Origin of the sequence: Clostridium sp. Ade.TY (genome assembly GCF_000498355.1) — a bacterium.
Classification (GTDB): domain Bacteria; phylum Bacillota; class Clostridia; order Clostridiales; family Clostridiaceae; genus Clostridium.
On record NZ_AVSV01000002.1, the window covers coordinates 1 to 20884 of the forward strand.

A 20884-nucleotide genomic window follows, 5' to 3' on the forward strand; every position below is an offset into this window, starting at 1 on the left:
ATAATTTCTCCCCCTTATTTCTGTAAAAATATTTTATTCATTAATTATTCAAGCAAATAATATGCCATTATTCCTTTTAATTTTTGTTATTTTTTTGAATAATTATACATTTAAAAACGCATTTATTAATTATTTTTGTATTTTTATTCATTGAACATATAAAAATTTATCAATATGATAATAAACTTATCATATTGATAACATTTACAAAACTACTATTTATGCTGTATTTATACTATATTATAACTTTTTATTATTTTGATAATGAATATTTATTTATATTTTTTATTTATATTGCACTTTATAGCAATAATAAACAAATGTTCATAATTTATTGTTAGTTTGATTAAATTTTTCATAAAATAAAAAGAAACTAATTACTATAGTTTCTTTTTATTTATATATAAAGCTTTTATTTTTTAATTACTTATTTTTCATTCTGTTTTTTTCTTCTAATTTTTATTAATTTACTTCCTACTGCACTTGTTGAAACTCCAAGTAAAAACATTCCGCCTCCAAATGTTGTAGCTAATGTCCTCTTTAAATCATCTCCATTTATAGTAATATCTTCTGGTTTATACTCATTTACTAACTTCATAGTATCCTCTAAAAGTTTTACACCGAAATCAATATCCATATTCATAGGTATTATGTGGGCATAAACTTTTATTTCATCTTCAATGCTACTTATTTTAAATCTATAAGCTTTTATATTTTTATCTTTATCTTCATCTACAAGTTCGAGCTCAACATCTTTTCCATTAATCTTTATTTTTATATCATTCATAAGATCCATTCCTGAAAATCTTAATGTTATATATTTTATTCCATCTACTTCTTGTATAAAAGAAGTTTCATTTAAATATTTTCTAGCCATATTTTTTCCAACAGAACTATCACTTATAATTTCATTTTTTATTGTATATTCCTTATAACTTTCTTTAGCTAAAGTTTTCATTTTTTCTTTATTATTTTTATCCTTCTCACTTTCATTTTTAGAAGAAGTATTATTTTCCTCTTTAGAACCTTCTAAAATATTATCTATATTTGGAATATTCAAATTTGTATTTGGCTTTGATTCTGGTAAAAATCCTATTTGTGTCATTGTACTTTGCAAAAATTTTACTCCAAATTCTATGTCTTCTCCTAAAGCCTCTATATGCATTTTAAACTTTACGCTATCATTTAAACTACCAATTTTAAATTGTATATCCATTAGATTATTAGAAGTATCATTTTTTAGAATAGTATAATTAATATTCTTACCATTTAGTAAAACTCTTATATTTGACATTAAATTAGTTCCTGAAATGCTCATAGTTATATATTTATTTCCATTTTTAACTTCCATATAATTTGTTTTTGCTATAACGCCTCTTGCTGCTGCATATCCTATTTCACTATCAGTAATTATTTGGTTTTGCATTTTATAAAGTTCTTTATTTATAGTTTCATCTTTTTCAATTGATGAATTACCACCATTATTATTAGGTTTATTTATATTATTTTCTCCACTCTCTGGTTTATTATTATCTGTATTAGGTTTATTATTTTCTTGTCCATTATTATCTGGCTTTTCACTTTCACCTGGTTTATCACTTTCACCCGGCTTTTCTTGATCTGAATTATTTTCATAATCTTCTTCAATCTTTAAAGTGTCTTCTTTAAGCAAAAATCTAAAACTAACATTCATTCCAGTAAAAGGAGTTGAACTTATAATAATTTTATCTTTTATAGAATTAATTTTAAACTCATAGGTAATTTTATCTTTAGTCTCATCTAGTATTTTTAATTCTGCATTTTCATCATTAACATTTACCTTAACATCTTTCATCATACTCTTATTTGTAAATGTTGCTATTACAAATATCTCTCCACCTAAAACTCTTAAAGAAGAATCTTTTTCTAAAAATTTTCTAGCCATAGAGTCTTTGTCTTCATTAATATGAAATGCGTCATTTTCTATTTTATAAACTCCATCTTTTAATTTATCTTCTTTATTAATCCCACTACCATTTATTATTTCATTTAAATTATTTGCACTTGCAGGTACAGATATAGAAAAAACTAAACAACCTGCAATAATTAATGATATAACTTTATTATTCATTTTTAAAATCCCCCACTTATTTAAATATATGTCTTATAAATTCATACGGTTTGTATATAACAAGCCTTGGTCCTGAAAATCTCATTACCTCTTTTATCTTTTCTTTCATATCTTTTTTATAACAATGAATAGGACACTTACTACAAGATTTTTTATTATCTCCAAATTTGCAATAAGTAAGTCTCTTATGAGCATAATCTAAAAGTTCTTTACATTCTTCACATAACTCACTATTATTTTTACCATGCTTTTTATTACAATAAATTTCAATCATAAACTTTACTATTTTCTTTTCCTTATAAACCCTTCCCTGCTTTGACATTTATATTAACCCCTTTGAAGATCTTCTTCTTTTATAGTTTTAATTCTAAACATAAAATACCAATATTTACTTATCATAACTAATACTATAAATGCCTTTGCTATAAGAGAATCTAATATTATTAGTGGAAATAACATCATTAAATCAGCAAATAATAATATAGTAATTTTTTGTTTCATTGTCATGGATCTATTTTGGGCAAAGCTTTCTAAATATTTTTTATAAATTTTAGTTCCTTTAAACCATCTATCAAATTTTTCAGAGCCTCTTACAAAACAAAAAGATGCAAGTAATAAAAATGGTGTCGTTGGTAAAATTGGTAAAATTACTCCTATTGTTCCTAATCCAAAAGATAAAAAACCAATAGTAATATAAATTGCTCTTTTAAATTTATTCATTCCAAACTTCCTCCTATACTATTTCTTTTACTAACTTTTTGTTTTTTAATCTAAATGTTTTATTACATATAGATGCAGTTGATTTTCTATGAGTTATAAGTATTATAGTTTTATTATTTTTATTTTCTTTAATTGATTTTAATATTTCCCCTTCATTTAAAGTATCTAAATTACTTGTTGGCTCATCTAATATTAATGTATTTCCTTTACTTAAAAATGCTCTAGCAAGTCCAATCCTTTGCTTTTCTCCAGATGAAAGATATCCTCCAAGTTCACCAACCTTTGTTTTATACCCTTTTGGAAGACTAACTATAAATTCATGTATAGCTGCCTTTCTTGAAGCTTCCTCAACTTCTTCTTTAGTTGCATTTTCATTTCCTATTTTTATATTATCTAAAATAGTTTCATTGAAAAGATATGTTTCTTGACTCATTAAAACTTGATTATCTCTAAGCGCCTTTGTTTCTAATGATTTTAAATTCTCATCTCCAAATGTTATTTTTCCAGACCTTGTATCAAAAAATCTCATAAGTAACTTTACAAAAGTACTTTTCCCACTACCACTTTCTCCAACTATAGCTAGACTTTCTCCCTTTTTAATATGTATATTTATATTTTTTAATATATCTTCTCTATCTTTATAAGAGAAAGTAACATCATCGTATTTTATATCTGTATTATTTAAAATTCTATCCCCTGGATTCTCTATAACTTCTGGTTTTTCATCTAAAAGATTAAATAATCTTTCTGCTGATGCAAATGTCTGAAGTAAATTATTAGATAAATTACTTAAAGCAACTACTGGTCCAAAAGATGATGATAATATTACTATTGCCAAAATCATTTCTCCAAAATTAACTTTTCCATATGAATAAAGATATAAGCCTAATATTGTAAACCCTATCATTCCAATCATTATTGTAAAATCTGTTGTCGCTCTTATTACACCTTCATGAAACTTTATTTTATTTTGCTTACTATTTAATTCTTCTGAAAGTCTATGAATAGTTTCTTTTCTTTTTTCTCCATTTTTAAAAATTAAAACTTCTTTAAGCCCTCTTAAAGAATCTAAAAGATAAGAATTTGTTTCTCCAAATTTATTTCTATATTCCATTCCTGCCTTTTTCCCAATTTTTGATGTAAAATAAGGAATTAAAAGTCCTATTATAATGTAAAGTGAACATGATAATATTCCATAATATGGATTTATACTATAAAGAACTATTGTTATAATTAAATTTGTAATTATTGCTATTGAGATTGGTGCAATTGTATGTGCATAAAATACTTCTAAAAGTTCAATATCTGATGTAATTAATGATATTAAATTTCCTTTTTCTTTTCCTTCTAACTTTGCTGGTGCAAGTTTTCTAAGTACAGTAAAAACTTTATCTCTTAATATAACTAATATCTTAAATGCAATATAATGTCCTGAAAGCTGCTCTATATATCTTAAAGGTCCTCTTAAAATAGCACATAAAGCTATTATCATAATTGCTGTAATAAATGATATTTTAAATCCAGAATCAATTACTAATAATATAGCTACTGCACTAAAAGAAGCTATTGATATAGCAGCTAAAAAACCTAAAACTCCCATAGTTATTGTTATACACATATAAGGAATTAATGGTTTAAGTTCTAAAATTAATCTTTTCATAATTAAAAATCCTGATTTTCTCTCCATTTAAACTACCATTTTCCTTTCTAATAATTCCTGTTCTTTTATCATTTTAAAATATCTTTCTTTATTATTTAAAAGTTCCATATGGGTTCCGTATTCTAATATTTCACCATTTTCTAGAAGATATATTTTATCAGCATTTTTTACATTTGCTAATCTATGTGAAATTACAATTACTGTTTTTTCTTTAGCTAACTCATTTATAGCTTTCCATATTATTTCTTCTGATTCTACGTCAATATTTGATGTTGCTTCATCAAATATATAAATATCTCTATTTGCAATTACTGCTCTTGCTAAAGCTAATCTTTGTTTTTGACCACCAGATAAAAGTGATCCTCCTTCTCCAACTTTAGTATTTAATCCATCTTTTAAAGTATCAATAAAAGATTTAAGATTAGCTATTTTCAAAGCATATTGAATATCATTATTACTTAAATCTTCTTTTCCGATTTTTAAATTATCTAAAATAGTTCCATTAAATATATAACTGTTAGTACTTACAAGCATTATTTTGTCATATAAATCATTTAATGATATATTATTTATATTTTTATTATTAAAAAGAATTTCACCTTTATTTACTACATAAGCATTCATTAAAAGGTTAGCAATTGTACTTTTTCCACTTCCGCTTTTACCAACTATTGCTGTAAAACTATTATTTTTTATTTTCATTGATACATTTTTAATAACATCTCTCTTTCCATCATAAGAAAATGTTACATTATTAATATTAATATCAACTTCTTCTAATAAATCTAATTTACAATTTGTATTTCTAACTCTTTCTTCACTATCTAATAATTCAAATATTTTATCTGATGCAGCTACACCATTCATAGCAACATGGAAAAATGATCCTAAAAGCCTTAATGGAATAAAAAATTCTGATGAAATTAAAATTATAACTACAGTTTCACCTAAATTTATATTTCCATTTTTAAAGGAATAAAGTGCAACAATTGACCCAAGAGCTGCTCCTCCAAAAGCTATAAGATCCATAACTGTTATTGAATTAAGTTGCATACTTAATACTTTCATTGTTATTTTTCTAAAGTTTTCTGCCTCATCATTCATTTTTTTATGTTTTTTTTCATCAATATTAAATACTTTTAACGTTGTTAATCCCTGAAGATTTTCTAAGAATGTTTCACCAAGATTAGAATAGTTATTCCAATAATTTTTAAGAAGTTTTTTTGCAAATTTCATTATTGCAATGATGGATATTGGTATTAATGGAACACATAATATAAATATTATTGCAGATTTAAATGAAATAAATGAAATTACAAAAAATAATGTTATAGGCGCTAAAAGTGAATAAAATAACTGAGGTAAATATTTACCAAAATATATTTCTAAAGCCTCAACTCCCTCTATTGCACTTTGAACTATTGAAGATGTGGATAATTTTTTATTATAATTTAGTCCTAATTTTAAGAGTTTATTATATATTTCATCTCTAAGTTTTATCTTTACAATATCTGAAGATTTATTAGAAAAATATCCATACATAATATTAGCTAAAAACCTTATTATTAATAATCCCACAAAAACTAATAAATAAATTATTATATCTCCCTTTATGAACGCTTTAAAATTATGTAATAAATTTTCAGTATAAAATGCTTTATTTATAATTTTACCTATTAAAAGTACCATAATTAAATTACATATAGTCGTTATTAGACTTGAAAGCACAGTGAGTTTTATGTACTTTTTTGATTCACTACAAAGATTAATTAATCTTTTATTAATCATCATATTAAAAATCCCCTTTCTAATTATTTCGATGATATTTTATCATAATTGATATCGATTATCAATATCTTATAATAAAAAAGTTATTTTTTGTTTTTATATAATACTTTATATTTTTATCTACAAATAAAAAAGGAACTTTATAAATAAAGCTCCTTCTCTTATATAATTTATTTTTATTTTAAACAAAACCTTTTTTTGATCTTATCCTTTTTTTCTTTTTTAAAGATTTATTATATTTTTTCATATCTTTCTCTAAATCTTTTTCTATATATTTTCCCATATGTTTTTGTAAATATTTTTTATAAAACTTTCTATTTACAAGCCACTTATTAAATTTTTTAGAACCTCTGGCAAAACATACTCCTGCAAGAACTAAAAATATAGCCCCTGGCATTATAGGTAATATTCCACCAATCAGTGCTAGAATCATGCATATAATCCCTAAAAAAATATATAATGCTCTCTTTGCTTCTCCCATTTTAAGTCACCTTACTTTAAACTATTTAACTTCTTTATAAGTTTACATCAAATTTTTTTATATTTATATATTATAATTTATATTTTACACCTTATTAAAAATATGTTAATTCAAGATTATATTTTTTCTAATATACTACATTTTATTAAAAATTAAAACATGTAAATATTTATATACTTACATGTTTTATCTAATTATTCTCTAAAAAGTTCTTTATATTTTTTTAAACTTCTTATACAGTCTAATTCTTTATCTTCTTTCATATAATCAATAAAAAAATCATTTAATTCTATTGACTTAATAACCCCTTCTAAAGCTTTTTCTTTTTCTCCAATTAAGGCATAAAAACAAGCTCTATTATAATAAAGAAATCCTTCATATTCATTATTTTTTATACCTTCTGTTATTATTTCTATTGCTTTTTTATAGTTACCTTTTTCTCTATATAACACTCCTAAGTTTAAATAACTATAAGGATACTTTTCATTATTTTCTATAGATTTTCTATAATACTTTTCTGCCTCTTCAATATTTCCTAACCTTTTTTGAACTACACCCATATTAAACAATATTCTATATTGCTTAGAATTTATTGATAAAGCTTTTTTATTATAATTTTCACTTTCATCTAATCTATCTAATTCTTCCATTATACAGGCTAAATTAGCATTGGCCCACAAATCATTTTCATTTATTTCCAAAACCTTTTTGTATAATTTTATTGCTTCTTCTTTATTGCCTTCTTCATCATATATATTTGCAAGAAAAAAATATGCTTTATCATATGACTTATTTAATTCTATAGCTTTGTAATAATATTTCTTTGCATCTTCAAAAAATCCATCTTCATCATATAATGTACCAAGTCCATAATATGCACGTGGTTCTTCACTATCTATATGTATTACTTCTCTATATTTTTCCTCTGCTAAATCTAATTGTTCTAATTCATGATATAAAAGTGCCATATCTAAAAGTAGCTCAATATCATTTTTTTCATCTAATAAATTATATGCTTTTTTATAAAATTGAAGTGCTTTTAATTTATTTCCTTCTTCCTTAAAATTTCTAGCTACATTTATATGATTATCAAATAAATAATTCATATCTATTGTCCTTTCTTTAATCATTGTCTAAAATAATTATAGCAAAAGAATTTAAAAAAACCATAGAACAAAATTGTTCTATGGCTATAAATGTTCAATATTATCTTTTATTGAATCTTTGCTTTCTAGCTTTTCTACATTCAGGACATCTAACTGGTTCGTTATCAAATCCTTTTTCTTTGTAGAATTCTTGTTCTCCAACTGTGAAAACGAATTCTTTTCCACAATCTTTACATACGATAGTCTTATCTTCCATTTTTCATTCCTCCAAAATATATAAAGCATCCAAATAATTAAACTTTCTGAACTTTGGAGTAACCAAGAAAAACAGAAAATAATTAACTACTTTGACCTTTATTTGATTTAATTTACAAAATTAGTATATCACCGCTTATTAATTATTTCAAGTGAATTTTCAAAATATTCTAAATTTTAATTGTTTATTATAAATGGCTGAAGCCATGCTTTTGCCCCATCTTCTCTATAAGTTTCAACTCTTACATAACCCTCATCACCTTTAATATCATAAAAGGCCTCATTTCCTTTTGATTCTTTTAATATTTTACCATATTTACCTATAAATTTAAAATGTATGTACGGAACTCTACTATCACCATTTTTTAATGATATTCTGTTATTTTCTAACTTTATATCTTTTAATGTCATTCCAAAACTAGCATAAAAACTACCTCTTTTTAGTGCATTTATTATGCTGTTCTTATCTTTTTTTTCTGAAAGAACCATATTATAAGCCCCTCCAATTCTTGAAAAAATATGCATATCATCATTTGCAAATCCAAAAATAACCTTCTCTCTACTCAATAACTCATCCCATAAATCAGATGCAATTGCTCTACCCTTGCAATCCATCCTTACATTATTATTAAAAACTTCTATACCTAAATAATTATCTAATTTTAACAGTCTATCCAAAGTCCAATAATCATCTGATACAACATGAGGATGGCAAATAATGTTTATCCCACCTTGATTATTTACTTTATTAAACAACTCTTGATGATTATTATCGTCATCTAAATCATCATCATATTCTTCAATATTTATACCTAATGTTTGATGCTCTTTTCTTTTATATTCAACACCTTGTATCATAATTATCTCATCATTATTAAATTCATTTAAATCTGTTAAAAAATAATGATCTGTAATAGCTAAAAAATCATATTCCATCTTATATGATTTATAAAGTTCTATTATCCTCTTTACATCATAATGTCCACATGGGCTATTTTTAGTATGAGTATGTAAGTTTCCTTTTAAATACTCACCTTTATATCCATAAGGATTTGTTATTTTCATCCTAATTTTCTCCTTCTAGTACTATATCTTCTGCTAATTTTATTAAATCTTTTATTTTTTCATTTGTAAGTTTATAATATCTAAACATTCCTTCCTTTGTTGATTCAACTATTTTTGCTGACTTAAGAATCTTTAAATGCTTCGATACATTTGCTTGAGAATATTCAATATTACTATTTATATGACAGACACAAATAGGTCCGTCATATAATTGTTTTACTATTTTTATTCTAACAGGATGAGAGAGAGCTTTTAAAACTTCACTTGTTTTCTCTTCCATTTTAATTACTCTCCTTAAAAAGTAACTTTAATACTTTTCCAGCAACTTTTCTATTTATTCCTTTATAAGGATAACTGTGAATATGTATAGCTGGATTAAAGTTTATTTCTATTATTCCGTAATTTTCTTCACAAGCTTTTTCCTTTATATTATTTATCATCATATCTACACCAGTTATTTTAGCATTTACACTTTTTGCAGCCAAAATTGCAATTTCTTTATAACTAGAATCTATATCATCTGTAAAATCTATACTATCTCCACCAGTACTTATATTTGAATTTTCTCTTAAATATACTATTTCATCTTTTTTAGGAATATAATTAAAATCCTTATTTTGATCTTTTAAAAACATCTTTTCAGCCTCTCCTAAAGATATTTTTTCAAGTGGAGTTTTATATCCTTTTCCTCTAAGTGGATCTTTATTTTTTTCTATTACAAGTTCTCTAATTGTATTTATTCCATTTCCAATTACATTTGCAGGTACTCTATGAAGTATTCCTACAACTTCATCATCAATTACTAAAAATCTATATTCTTTTCCTTTTATAAACTCTTCTATTAATATTTCATTATCATTTTCAAATCCAATTTCACAAGCTCTTTTATATTCATCTTCTGTAAAATTAGCTTTAAAAATAGTAATTCCTATTCCGAAATTTGTTGATTTTGGTTTTACAACTATTTGTTTATTTTTATACTTATAAAAGTCATCTAATGCATCTTCTATATTATCGTAATATCCACCTTTTGGGACTCTTATTTTATGTTCTTCTAAAACTTTTTTTGTAACTAATTTATTTTCCATAATTAAAGCTGTTATATAAGTATCTTTTGATGTTTTAGTTGCTTGTTTTACATACTCTATATGATTGCCTTTTTTAAGTGATATAAAATTATCTAACCTATCTAACACATCAAATTGTATACCATTTTTTATTGCATCAATAATTAATATTTGTGTTGAAAGTTCTAAATCTTCATAACCTTTTAGCTTAAATACATTTTTTTCACTATATTTTAAATATTCCTTGCTTAAATCCATAAAATAATTTATATATCCGTTTTTCTTTATGTTTTTTATAAGTCTTGCAGATATAGTTTCTTTATAATGTGTAAACCTGCTCCTTGCAACTCTAACTACTTCCTTTAACTCTTCATTGTCGCTAAATAAAACATTACATATCTCTTCTATTTCATCTAAAACTTTAAGGCCTTCTTGTCTCAATGAAACTTCTTTTCCAGCCATCTTTATCATATTAAATTCTTTTGTCTCTATACCTCTATTATCATTTGCTACATATTCATCATGAAGTCTAGTTGTATACTTTTCATCTTCTGTAAATAATGTAAATAATAAAAATAAGAAAATTATATTTAATGTATCTTTACTTACACCAATTGGGCTTAATGGGTCTAAATCAAGAAGTCTTATTTCTATATATTTAACACCATGTTCTAATAAATTTTCTAACATATCTCCTGTTTCTTTTGTTTTAAATCTAATAGGACTATAATATTCTCTTGCCCCTTGTATACATTTATCTTCTATAAGTCTTTTTATATCTTCAACATATTCATAAATATTATTATAAGACACATAATAATCTTCTACATTTTTATATCCGCATTCGCTATTTCTAAGAGAGTTAACTCCTTTAAAATAATGCTCATCTTTTCCTAATGTTTCGCTTCTTCTTTTACAAGTTCCTTTATAACTTTTATGAAAAACTGGACTTGCTCCTGTTAAATATATTAAAAACCACTTGTATTTTATTAAATTTCTACCAATTTTAAAATATATATTATTTTTAAAATCTTTATAACTTTCCTTTATATTTTTAATATCATAAAGTTCTTTTAAAAGCTCTTCATTAAATGAAAAATTAAAATGAACTCCACTTACTAACTGTCTTTTAGCTCCATATTTTTTAAGAAGTCCTTCTCTATATTTTACTTCATCTTTATTTTTTAAATCTGCAACTGGTATCTTGTTATCTTTAGGTATTATAGGTGGATTACTTTGTGGCCATAAATATTCTCCTTTTAAACTAGTTGAAACTATATTATGAAGATTTTCCATAAAATCATAAACTTCATCTATTGATTTACATACAGGTGTTATCATTTCAACTTGGCTTTCTGAAAAATCTCTTTTTATATATGGATTATCTTCATTAAATATATTTGTATGCTTAGTTAAAGCAAGATTTCCATCTTTCTCTACTCTTAAATTTTCTTTTTCAAGTCCAAATCCACTTTGTAGTAATTTTCTATTTAAATTATTTTTTTTAATTATTTCTAATAATTCATCATACATTTCTCTTTATCTCCTTTTTAATAATATTATTAAACTTTAATTTATTCATATCTATTAAAAACCAACTAAGTAATATTGCACCCTTAAAAAGACTACTAATACTTATACTCATCCATATACCATTAATACCCAAAATTGTTATACTAGATAAAGCTATTGCCATTGGTATTCTAAGTGCTGTAAATACAACACTAATAATTGGAGGTGCATAAGTTTTTCCTATACCATTAAAGGCTCCAACAGTTAATAATTCTATACACATAAATACTTGGGATAAACCTAGTATTTTCATATAAGTACTTCCCATAATTAAACTTTCACTATCAGATAAAAATATTCCAAATATCTGTTTTGAAAATACTATAAATATTAATGTTATTGTAAGTCCAAATATTATAGTTAACCTTAAAGCTCTATAATAACCTTCTTTTATTCTTTCCTTTTTCATTGCTCCATAATTCTGACCTACAAAGGCAGCAATCGCACCTTGAAGACCTCCAATCGTCATATACGATATAGATTCAATCTGAACTCCAACTTTTTGAACTGCTATAGCAGTAGCTCCATAATCTGCAACCAACTTTGCAATGGACATAGATATTAATGTAAATATAACTCTTTGCATAGTTATTGGTAACCCAAGCTTAAATACTTCCAAACATTTATCTCTATTAAATTTAAATTCTTTTGAATATATATTCAATTTTCCTTTCGCCATTTTAATAAACATAAAAAATACAGCTATTCTTGAAATAAGAGTTGAAAGTGCAGCTCCAACTACACCTAAAGGACTTATTATTCCAATACCAAATATAAGAATTGGATCTAATATTATATTAAAAACAAATCCAATTGTATTTGCTTTAAATGGCAATTTACTATCTCCATAACTATTAAGTATAGATGTTAATAGTGTATTAAAAAACATAAATATAATTCCTATTGCAGATATTAAAAGATATTTTTGAGCCATAATATCTACATCGCTTCCTAAATTATAAAAACCTATTAATTGTTTTTTAAATACTAAAAGAAAAATTGTATATATCAAACTTATAATTATTGTAAGTATTATACCATTTTGTATGTATATCTTACTTTCTTTTTCTCTTCCTCGCCCTATTGCATGAGATATTTTAACCCCTGTTCCTATAGATACAACTGTAAAAATTGCCATTGCAAGATTTATAAAAAAACTAGCTGTACCAATTGCTGCAACTGCATCGCTTCCAACTCTCCCAATCCAAAGCATATCTATCATACCGTAAGCAGTTTGTATAAAATTAGTTGCTATTATTGGTAGTGATAATGTTATAAGTGATTTTGTAATATCTCCCTCAGTTAAGTCTATTTTTTTCATCTTATCACCTCACTATATAACTATATAGGAATATAGTTATATAGTAAATAGTAATTTAAATTTATTTATTTTAATTTTATCATCCATTATTTAATTATACATTAACAAACTATTAAAAAATCTACTCAATTATTTTTCTATCTTTTAATGTATAAATAAAAAGCCTAATATACATCAGGCTTTTAAAAAGTTTTATTCTTCACTTTTATCTTGCTTTACTGGAAGAGTTATTATAAATTCGCTACCTTTTCCAACTTCACTTTTTAATGTTATTTTCCCTTTATGAAGTTCAACAAGATTTTTAACTAAAGTTAATCCTATTCCACTACTACAATGCTTACTTGAAACTTGTGTTTCAACTTGTGCAAATCTATCAAATATAATATCTTGATGATCTTTTGGAATTCCAATTCCAGTATCTTTCACTATTATATTTATAGTATCTCCATTATCTTCTATTCCAACAAATATAGTTCCTCCAGCATTTGTGAATTTAACAGCATTAGAAATTAAGTTAATTACACATCTTTCTATATTAGTTTTATCACATTCTATAATTTTTTCTTCTATTTCTGGATCTACTATAAGTTCTAAGCCATTACTTTCAATATAACTTTTCATAGATAATGCAACTTCTTCCACTAAATAAACAATATCTTCTTCTCCTATATTAAGCTTATATGCCCCTGAACTTATTTTGGAACTATCTATTAAATCATTTATAACTTTTAAAAGAGTATTGGAATTTTTCTTTATTATTTTCATATATTTAGATAAATCTTTTCTATTAATTCCATTCTCAGTATTATTTAATGAACTAATCAGTTGTTCACTTGATAATATTACATTAAGAGGGGTTCTAAGTTCATGAGAAAGATTTACTAAATACGTATTTCTAAACTTCTCATATTTTAATAATTTATTATACATTTTTTCATTTTCTAAAAGTTCTTTATTTAATTCTTCCGTTCTTTGCTTAACTAAACTGTTTAATATTTTTACATAATTAACTATGAAATATATTATAAGTAGTATTAAAAACAAATAAACTAAATAAGCAAATGTTGAATTATACCAAGGCTTATTTATTTTTATCTTAACTTGTTTAACATCAGTTACTTCACCATTTTTATCTCTAGCTCTTACCTTAAATGTATACTTTCCTGGTGGTATATTAGTATAACTTACGTAATTTCTCTTGCCTAAATATATCCAATCTTTATCAAAACCTTCAAGTTTATATTCGAAATTTCCAGATCCCATGCTTTTATAATCTGGTAGAAAAAATTCAAAAGAGAATGCATTTTCATTATGCTTTAATTCTATAGAATCTCCTTTAAGATTTATATCTTTATTATTATACACTTTAAATTTACTTATTTTTATATTTGGGTTTGAAAGTGGCTTTGTATATATGTCCCTTGGATAAAATGCAGTAACACCATTTACTCCACCAAAAAATATTTCACCATCTTTGCTCTTAAACTCTGCAGTTCCATTAAATTCGTTTCCTTGAAGTCCATCAAGTACATTATAGTTTTCAAATCTTTTTTTTAATTTATCATATTTTGAAATTCCACCATTTGTACTTACCCAAATATTATCATTATCATCTATAAGTACACCATATACATAATTATTTGCAAGTCCATCTTTTTCTGTAAATACTACAAATTCTCCTGTTTCTGGATTAAATTTATTTAATCCAACCGATGTAGAAAACCATATATTTCCTTCTTTATCTTCATTTATACCTTTTATAGCATTATTACTTAAAGAATTTGGATTATTCTCTATAGATGTATAGTTTATAGCTTTCTTTTTTTCTACATCTAATTTTAATATTCCTCCATTCCATCCAGTTGCTATCCAATAATTCCCCTTAGAATCTTGAAATATTCTTCTAACATAATTTTCACATACTCCAGCTTTATCAAATAAATAATTTAAATTTGTAAATTTTTCTGTTTTAGGGTCAAAAACATCTAATCCTTGACGAGTTCCAATCCAAAGCAATCCATTTTTATCAAAATAAACTTCTTTAACATCATTATAAACTAAAGAATTCTTTCCTGATTCATGTCTATATGTTTTTATTTCACCTGTTTTTTTATTAAGCTTACTTAATCCTTCTTTAGTTGCTATCCATATATTTCCCTTATTATCACCTGTAACTTGAAATATTGTATTACTTGGTATACTATTAGGGTTATTTCTATCAAATTTATAATGGGTTATTTTATCATTTTTCCTATCAAATTTATTTAATCCATCATTACTAGTTCCTATCCATAAGATACCATCTTCATCTTCATAAATTCCACCTATACTATTACCACTTAGTGTATTTTTTTCGCCTGGTTGACTTTTATAATGAGTAAATTCTGGATTAGGATTTAACATACTAATTCCATTATATGTTCCAATCCACATAAGTCCGTCACTATCTCTATAAACACTTTGAACACTATTATTTACTAAGCTTTCTGGATCATATGGTTTATTCATGTAAAAATTAACACATTTATCTTTAATATTATATTTTATTAAACCACCTTTGCTACCAAGCCACATATTATTATTAAAGTCTTCATACATACTGTTTATAGCATATTTTTCAAATGCATATTTTTTATTTATTTCATCTAAGTTATCAAATTCTTTAGTCTTAAGATTATATTTGTATACACCTTTATCCTGAGTTGTAATCCACATGTTATTATTCATATCTCTGTAAAGTTTTAATATATTTTTGCTTGGAAGTTTATTATCTAAAACCCTAGTAATTTTACCAGTATTTTTATTTAATATATTTAAACCTTTTGAAGTAGCTATCCATATGTCGCCATTTGAACCTTCCATTATAGATGTAACAAAATTATCTGATAGTGTATTTTCATTATCCTTTTCACTAAAATATTTCTTAAATTTCTTATCTTTAGGATTATATTCATTAAGACCATTTTCAGTTCCAACCCACATAGTTCCAGAACTATCAATATAAATGTCCCAAATATGATTTCCTGAAGTTTTATATGGATCATTTTTATCTGCTCCAATTCTTTCTGCTTTTAATGTATTCCTATCTAACTTACTTAATCCAGAACTTGTTCCTATCCAAAGATAGCCATACTTATCTTCAACTATAGAACCAATTATACCTGGAAATATAGTATTGTTATCCTTATCTTCAGATTTTATAACCTCATACTCATATCCATTAAACCTATTTAACCCATCATTTGTTCCAAACCACATATATCCGTCACTATCTCTTAAAATGGCAAAAACTGACCCTTGCGATAATCCATCTTTTACTGTTATATTAGTAAACTTTAAATATTTATTTTCTTCAACTGCATTTGCCCCAATAGAAAAAAAAGTATTTATCATTATAAATACACATAATATCTTTATTATAAACTTACCCCTCTTTATATCATTCATCCCCCATCATTCGACAAATTTTATCCAATTATACATTTATTTTCACATAGTAAGCTTTTATTGTCAATTAGTAAACTTTATTAACTAATTATTAATAAAAATTTGTACTAAAAAAAAACATATTTATACTTTTCTCTTTACTTTTATTGAAATTCTAGTTAAATATCCATCTTCATCTTTGGATGATAAATAATCTAGGAGTCCATATTCATATGAATCGCCCAAAATTTCATATCCATTTTTATTTAAGTATTTTAAGAGAATGTTATATGATTTATATGTATCTTTATAATTTCCTTTATGATTTATAGATGCATATATACCTTTAGACTTTAAAATATAATCTTCTAAACTTTTAGCTTTTTTTTCACTAACTCTAACAAATAATTTATTTAAACTTGAAAATTTTTCATTTTTTATATTTTCTATATTTATAATAGCCCCTATTGAATATCCATAATTTATGTCATTCTCTAAACAATAATTTATAAAATCTAAAAAAATTTTATTTGAATTTTTCTCATCAAATGCCTCATTTAATTCCTTATAAGCTAAATATTCATCATCTACCTCTTCTATATATACATCATTATTTTCTATTTCTTTTATACCCTCTCTTGTTATCTCTATTTTTTTCTCAATAACCTTTGATATATAATTTAACCTTTTTATTTGTTTTTTTATATTTATATTTTCTTCTTCCAAAAGGCTTATACACTGCTTTGGACTTCTATTATTTAAATATTTTTTTATAAAAGATAAACTTACTCCAACATTTCTTAAATCTAATATTATATTTAAAGTATCATATTGTTTTATACTATAATATCTATATCCCTTTTCATCCCTATATATAGGTGAAAATACCCCTTCCTTATCATAAAATATTAAAGTTTTTCTTTCTACTCCACACAATTTACCAAACTCACTTATTGTTAAATAATTTTCTCTTTTAAAATCCATAAAAAGTCCTTTCAAAAATAATTTTTATTATTATATTGACTGTATAGTTAATATACACATTATAATACGAACATATAAAAAAATATATAAAAGGAGACATTTATGGAATTAGAATTTAGCAAAAAGTTAAGCTTTATTGAGTTTTTAAAATTTATTTCACCAGCTATAATTTCAATGATTTTTATATCTTTATATACAATTATTGACGGAATTTTTGTTTCAACTCTTGTTGGATCTAATGCATTAGCTAGTATAAATATAATACTTCCTATAATAAGCATAATTTTTTCCATTGCTGTTATGTTTGGAACTGGAGGTAGTGCAATAATTTCAAGGATGCTTGGACAAAAAAATATAAAAAAAGCTAGTGAAATATTTTCATTTTTAAGCTTCACTGCATTATTAATAGGTACTATTATAGGTATTATTCTTTTTATATTTATAGATAATATATCTATAATTCTTGGAGCAACTTCTAAATTATTACCTTATTGTATTTCTTACGGAAAAATAATTGCCTTATTTACACCAGTTTTCATATTGAAATCATTAGCAGAATATTATATAAGAACTGATGGAGATTTTAAATTTAGTTTATATATATCAGTTATGGGTGGTATTATAAATATAGTATTTGATTACTTATTTATAAAAATTTTCAACCTTGGAATATCTGGTGCAGCTTACGCAACAGTTCTTGGAGTCTTTATATCTCTTATATTTGGTATAGTATATTTTTTTAAAAATACTTCAACTTTAAAATTTATTAAATTTAAGTTTCATAGTAAAACTTTAATTAAAACTTTAATCAATGGATCATCTGAAATGGTTACAGAATTATCTACTGGTATAACAACTCTTATTTTTAATGTTATAGCACTAAATTATGCTGGTGAAGATGGTGTTGCAGCTCTTACTATAGTTTTATATGCACACTTTTTATTAATTTCTACTTACTTAGGATTTACATCAGGAATCTCACCACTTATAAGTTATAATTATGGGGCTAATAATCCTGAAAAACTTAAAGAGACTTTTAACTATTCAAAATTATTTTTAATTATATCTTCTGTATTAATTTTTATAGTTTCTATAATTTTTGCAAAAAATATTGTTTCTGTATTTGTAAAACCAGATAATCCTGTTTATTTATTGGCACTTAATGGCTTAAAAATATTTTCTATTGCCTTTTTATTTGTTGGTATTAATATTTTTGCCTCTGGATTATTTACAGCATTTTCAAATGGTAAAATATCTTCTTTAATATCTTTTGCAAGATCATTTGTATTCGTAATAATAGGAGCTTTAATATTGCCACCACTATTTAAATTAGATGGACTTTGGCTTGTAGTACCATTTGCAGAAATATTGACAATTTTAATATCAATTTATTTTATTAAAAAATACAAACATTTATATTCATTTTAAAAGGCTGGAAAACTAGCCTTTTTTTTATTTACGTTATACAGTTAATTCAATTTTATTTACATTTTATATTTATTTTATTTATTTTAAGTTAATTTTTTAGGTATAAACTTATATTAATTTAGAAATACATCTGTATTTACACTAAGGACAAATACAAGTTTTATAAACATTTGTTTATCATATGAGCACACAATAAATCAACGTTATTAATATTTTCTTGTTTAATACGCGGAAGGGGGTAAGCTCTTATTTTATTAAGAGCAACTTTATGAGTAAAAATAAATCAAAAAATGTAAAAATAAAAGAAAGTAATGAAAAATACTCTATATCATTTTGGAGTTTCGTTTCAATGATTTTCTTAACTGTATATGGGCTTGGAAATAGTCTACAAGTATATTATCAAATGGGATATGCTTCAATTACTTATTTATTAATTGCAGCAGTATTTTTCTTTATTCCATATTCATTTATAGTTGCTGAAATGAGTTCAGCTTTTAAAGAAAAATCTGGTGGTATTTTTTCATGGATGCGTGAAAGTGTAAGTGAGAAATTCTCACTTATAGGTACATTTATATGGTACGGAGGATTTGTAATATTATGGTTCTCTGCTTCTACTATATGTATTTCTTTATCAGTTGCAATATTTGGTGTTGATACTACTTCAAATTGGCACTTCTTAGGATTTAATTCACCACAAACTTTGGCTTTAGTTGGTGCATTTTATATGATAATAGTTGCATTTGTTGCAACAAAAGGCTTAAAAAAATTAACTATCCTTTCTAATATATCAATAGTTACTGTTATTTTAGGACATATTCTTATATTAGGTGGAGGATTAGTAATATTTGCCCTTCAAGGATTTAAGTTTCAACAAGGTTTTGATTTTACAAATATAAATTCTTATTTTTATGGCCCAAATCCAAATTATTCAACATTTTTACCTGCACTTGGATTTTTAGTATTTACTATATTCACATTTGCTGGAATGGAAAATAGCGGTGGATTAGTTGATAAAGTTCATAATGCCAAAAAAAATGTACCAAAAGCTATTGTTCTTTCAACTATAGTTATAACTATACTTTATGTAGTTGGAGTTTTAATATTAGGTATGGTATGTAATTGGAATGACACTTTTGGTTCTGATAAAGTAAACTTGGCTAATTTTTCAGTATATATATATCAACAAGAATTTTATAGACTTGGTATTTTATTAGGTTTTGACCCTTCAAAAGCTGTAATTTTAGGTCAATGGATTAATAGAATTATGAAAATTTTAACTTTAATAGGTTTAACTTCTGTTCCTCTTAGAATATACACTCCTATAAAGCATATGTTTGAAGGATTACCAAAGGGATTATTACCTGAAAAACTATTAAAAGATAATAAACATGGAATGCCTCAAAATGCAATAATTCTTCAAACTTGTATTATAGTATTCTTTGTTCTATTACTTGGATTTGGTGGTGGAAGTGTATCTTCTATATTTAATAAAATGACACTTATGACATTTGTATCTGGTACTGTACCACTATCATTTATTATATATTCTTATATAAAGTTCAAAAAAAATGATGAAATAAAAAAAGAATATGAATTTTTCTCAAAAAAATCAGGAATATTTGTAGCTACAATATGTTTTATTGTTGTTACTTTTACAAATATATTTTCAATAATAGAACCAGCACTTGAAGGAAATATTGAAAATAGTATATGGGTTGGAGGCGGTCCTGTATTATTTGGAATAGTTGCTTTCCTTTTATATAAAAAATATTTAAAATATAAATCTTTAGAAACTGAATTAAATAATTTGAATGATTCTTTAAATACTAATTCTTCAGATGAAGTTTTAGGAACAAAAGAATTAGTTGAAGATGCTGCAATTTCATCTATTGACTCATAAA

The 20884-nt window shown here is 24.4% G+C and carries 16 protein-coding genes; 2 read left to right on the forward strand and 14 right to left on the reverse strand.

Going from position 1 to position 20884, the window contains the following annotated elements:
* Positions 1–427 precede the first annotated feature (427 nt).
* The 14 genes from O212_RS0100010 to O212_RS0100075 form a co-directional block, all read right to left on the reverse strand.
* Positions 428–2110 carry an NEAT domain-containing protein gene (locus O212_RS0100010; RefSeq protein WP_024613123.1) on the reverse strand — a complete coding sequence of 561 codons (1683 nt, stop codon included), beginning with the start codon at positions 2108–2110 and terminating at the stop codon, positions 428–430.
* A 16-nt stretch (positions 2111–2126) separates the two neighbouring features.
* On the reverse strand, positions 2127–2432 hold the full coding sequence (locus tag O212_RS0100015) for a nitrous oxide-stimulated promoter family protein (protein ID WP_024613124.1): 306 nt from the start codon (positions 2430–2432) through the stop codon (positions 2127–2129).
* A 5-nt stretch (positions 2433–2437) separates the two neighbouring features.
* Positions 2438–2830, reverse strand: coding sequence for a YbaN family protein (locus tag O212_RS0100020; protein ID WP_024613125.1), 393 nt, complete (start codon positions 2828–2830; stop codon positions 2438–2440).
* A gap of 13 nt (positions 2831–2843) precedes the next feature.
* A complete protein-coding gene (locus O212_RS0100025; protein ID WP_024613126.1) occupies positions 2844–4517 on the reverse strand; it encodes an ABC transporter ATP-binding protein in 1674 nt (557 codons plus the stop codon).
* Positions 4518–6281 (reverse strand): ABC transporter ATP-binding protein/permease, encoded by a 1764-nt coding sequence (locus tag O212_RS0100030; protein WP_024613127.1) that lies wholly within the window; start codon positions 6279–6281, stop codon positions 4518–4520.
* A 178-nt stretch (positions 6282–6459) separates the two neighbouring features.
* On the reverse strand, positions 6460–6759 hold the full coding sequence (locus tag O212_RS0100035; protein WP_024613128.1) for a YbaN family protein: 300 nt from the start codon (positions 6757–6759) through the stop codon (positions 6460–6462).
* Between the two features lie 194 nt (positions 6760–6953).
* The gene (locus O212_RS0100040) at positions 6954–7865 is read right to left on the reverse strand and encodes a tetratricopeptide repeat protein (protein WP_242829539.1); all 912 of its coding nucleotides are present in this window, start codon (positions 7863–7865) and stop codon (positions 6954–6956) included.
* Between the two features lie 100 nt (positions 7866–7965).
* Positions 7966–8121: a zinc-ribbon domain-containing protein gene (locus O212_RS0100045; RefSeq protein WP_024613130.1), complete on the reverse strand. Its 156-nt coding sequence runs from the start codon at positions 8119–8121 to the stop codon at positions 7966–7968.
* 176 nt (positions 8122–8297) lie between these two features.
* A complete protein-coding gene (locus tag O212_RS0100050) occupies positions 8298–9185 on the reverse strand; it encodes a PHP domain-containing protein (RefSeq protein WP_024613131.1) in 888 nt (295 codons plus the stop codon).
* Between the two features lies 1 nt (position 9186).
* Positions 9187–9465 carry a winged helix-turn-helix domain-containing protein gene (locus O212_RS0100055; RefSeq protein ID WP_024613132.1) on the reverse strand — a complete coding sequence of 93 codons (279 nt, stop codon included), beginning with the start codon at positions 9463–9465 and terminating at the stop codon, positions 9187–9189.
* Between the two features lies 1 nt (position 9466).
* Positions 9467–11785: a bifunctional glutamate--cysteine ligase GshA/glutathione synthetase GshB gene (gene gshAB, locus O212_RS0100060; RefSeq protein WP_024613133.1), complete on the reverse strand. Its 2319-nt coding sequence runs from the start codon at positions 11783–11785 to the stop codon at positions 9467–9469.
* A complete protein-coding gene (locus O212_RS0100065; protein ID WP_024613134.1) occupies positions 11778–13145 on the reverse strand; it encodes an MATE family efflux transporter in 1368 nt (455 codons plus the stop codon). The genes gshAB and O212_RS0100065 overlap by 8 nt, the downstream gene beginning before the upstream one ends.
* Before the next feature lie 192 nt (positions 13146–13337).
* Positions 13338–16592 carry a sensor histidine kinase gene (locus O212_RS0100070; protein ID WP_024613135.1) on the reverse strand — a complete coding sequence of 1085 codons (3255 nt, stop codon included), beginning with the start codon at positions 16590–16592 and terminating at the stop codon, positions 13338–13340.
* A 123-nt stretch (positions 16593–16715) separates the two neighbouring features.
* Entirely contained in the window at positions 16716–17555 is an 840-nt protein-coding gene (locus O212_RS0100075) for a MerR family transcriptional regulator (RefSeq protein ID WP_024613136.1), read from the reverse strand.
* A gap of 102 nt (positions 17556–17657) precedes the next feature.
* Here O212_RS0100075 and O212_RS0100080 point away from each other — a divergent pair, with 102 nt between their 5' ends.
* Positions 17658–18983: an MATE family efflux transporter gene (locus O212_RS0100080; protein ID WP_024613137.1), complete on the forward strand. Its 1326-nt coding sequence runs from the start codon at positions 17658–17660 to the stop codon at positions 18981–18983.
* Between the two features lie 268 nt (positions 18984–19251).
* Positions 19252–20883, forward strand: a complete 1632-nt coding sequence (gene yjeM / locus O212_RS0100085) for a glutamate/gamma-aminobutyrate family transporter YjeM (protein ID WP_024613138.1) — start codon at positions 19252–19254, stop codon at positions 20881–20883.
* Position 20884: the final 1 nt, after the last annotated feature.

Coding starts and splice junctions, on each gene's coding strand:
- O212_RS0100035 (WP_024613128.1), bottom strand. CDS start 6,759: ATGGGAGAAGCAAAGAGAGCATTATATATTTTTTTAGGGATTATATGC.
- O212_RS0100055 (WP_024613132.1), bottom strand. CDS start 9,465: ATGGAAGAGAAAACAAGTGAAGTTTTAAAAGCTCTCTCTCATCCTGTT.
- O212_RS0100025 (WP_024613126.1), bottom strand. CDS start 4,517: ATGGAGAGAAAATCAGGATTTTTAATTATGAAAAGATTAATTTTAGAA.
- yjeM (WP_024613138.1), top strand. CDS start 19,252: ATGAGTAAAAATAAATCAAAAAATGTAAAAATAAAAGAAAGTAATGAA.
- O212_RS0100020 (WP_024613125.1), bottom strand. CDS start 2,830: ATGAATAAATTTAAAAGAGCAATTTATATTACTATTGGTTTTTTATCT.
- gshAB (WP_024613133.1), bottom strand. CDS start 11,785: ATGTATGATGAATTATTAGAAATAATTAAAAAAAATAATTTAAATAGA.
- O212_RS0100030 (WP_024613127.1), bottom strand. CDS start 6,281: ATGATGATTAATAAAAGATTAATTAATCTTTGTAGTGAATCAAAAAAG.
- O212_RS0100050 (WP_024613131.1), bottom strand. CDS start 9,185: ATGAAAATAACAAATCCTTATGGATATAAAGGTGAGTATTTAAAAGGA.
- O212_RS0100070 (WP_024613135.1), bottom strand. CDS start 16,592: ATGAATGATATAAAGAGGGGTAAGTTTATAATAAAGATATTATGTGTA.
- O212_RS0100040 (WP_242829539.1), bottom strand. CDS start 7,865: ATGAATTATTTATTTGATAATCATATAAATGTAGCTAGAAATTTTAAG.
- O212_RS0100065 (WP_024613134.1), bottom strand. CDS start 13,145: ATGAAAAAAATAGACTTAACTGAGGGAGATATTACAAAATCACTTATA.
- O212_RS0100045 (WP_024613130.1), bottom strand. CDS start 8,121: ATGGAAGATAAGACTATCGTATGTAAAGATTGTGGAAAAGAATTCGTT.
- O212_RS0100010 (WP_024613123.1), bottom strand. CDS start 2,110: ATGAATAATAAAGTTATATCATTAATTATTGCAGGTTGTTTAGTTTTT.
- O212_RS0100075 (WP_024613136.1), bottom strand. CDS start 17,555: ATGGATTTTAAAAGAGAAAATTATTTAACAATAAGTGAGTTTGGTAAA.
- O212_RS0100015 (WP_024613124.1), bottom strand. CDS start 2,432: ATGTCAAAGCAGGGAAGGGTTTATAAGGAAAAGAAAATAGTAAAGTTT.
- O212_RS0100080 (WP_024613137.1), top strand. CDS start 17,658: ATGGAATTAGAATTTAGCAAAAAGTTAAGCTTTATTGAGTTTTTAAAA.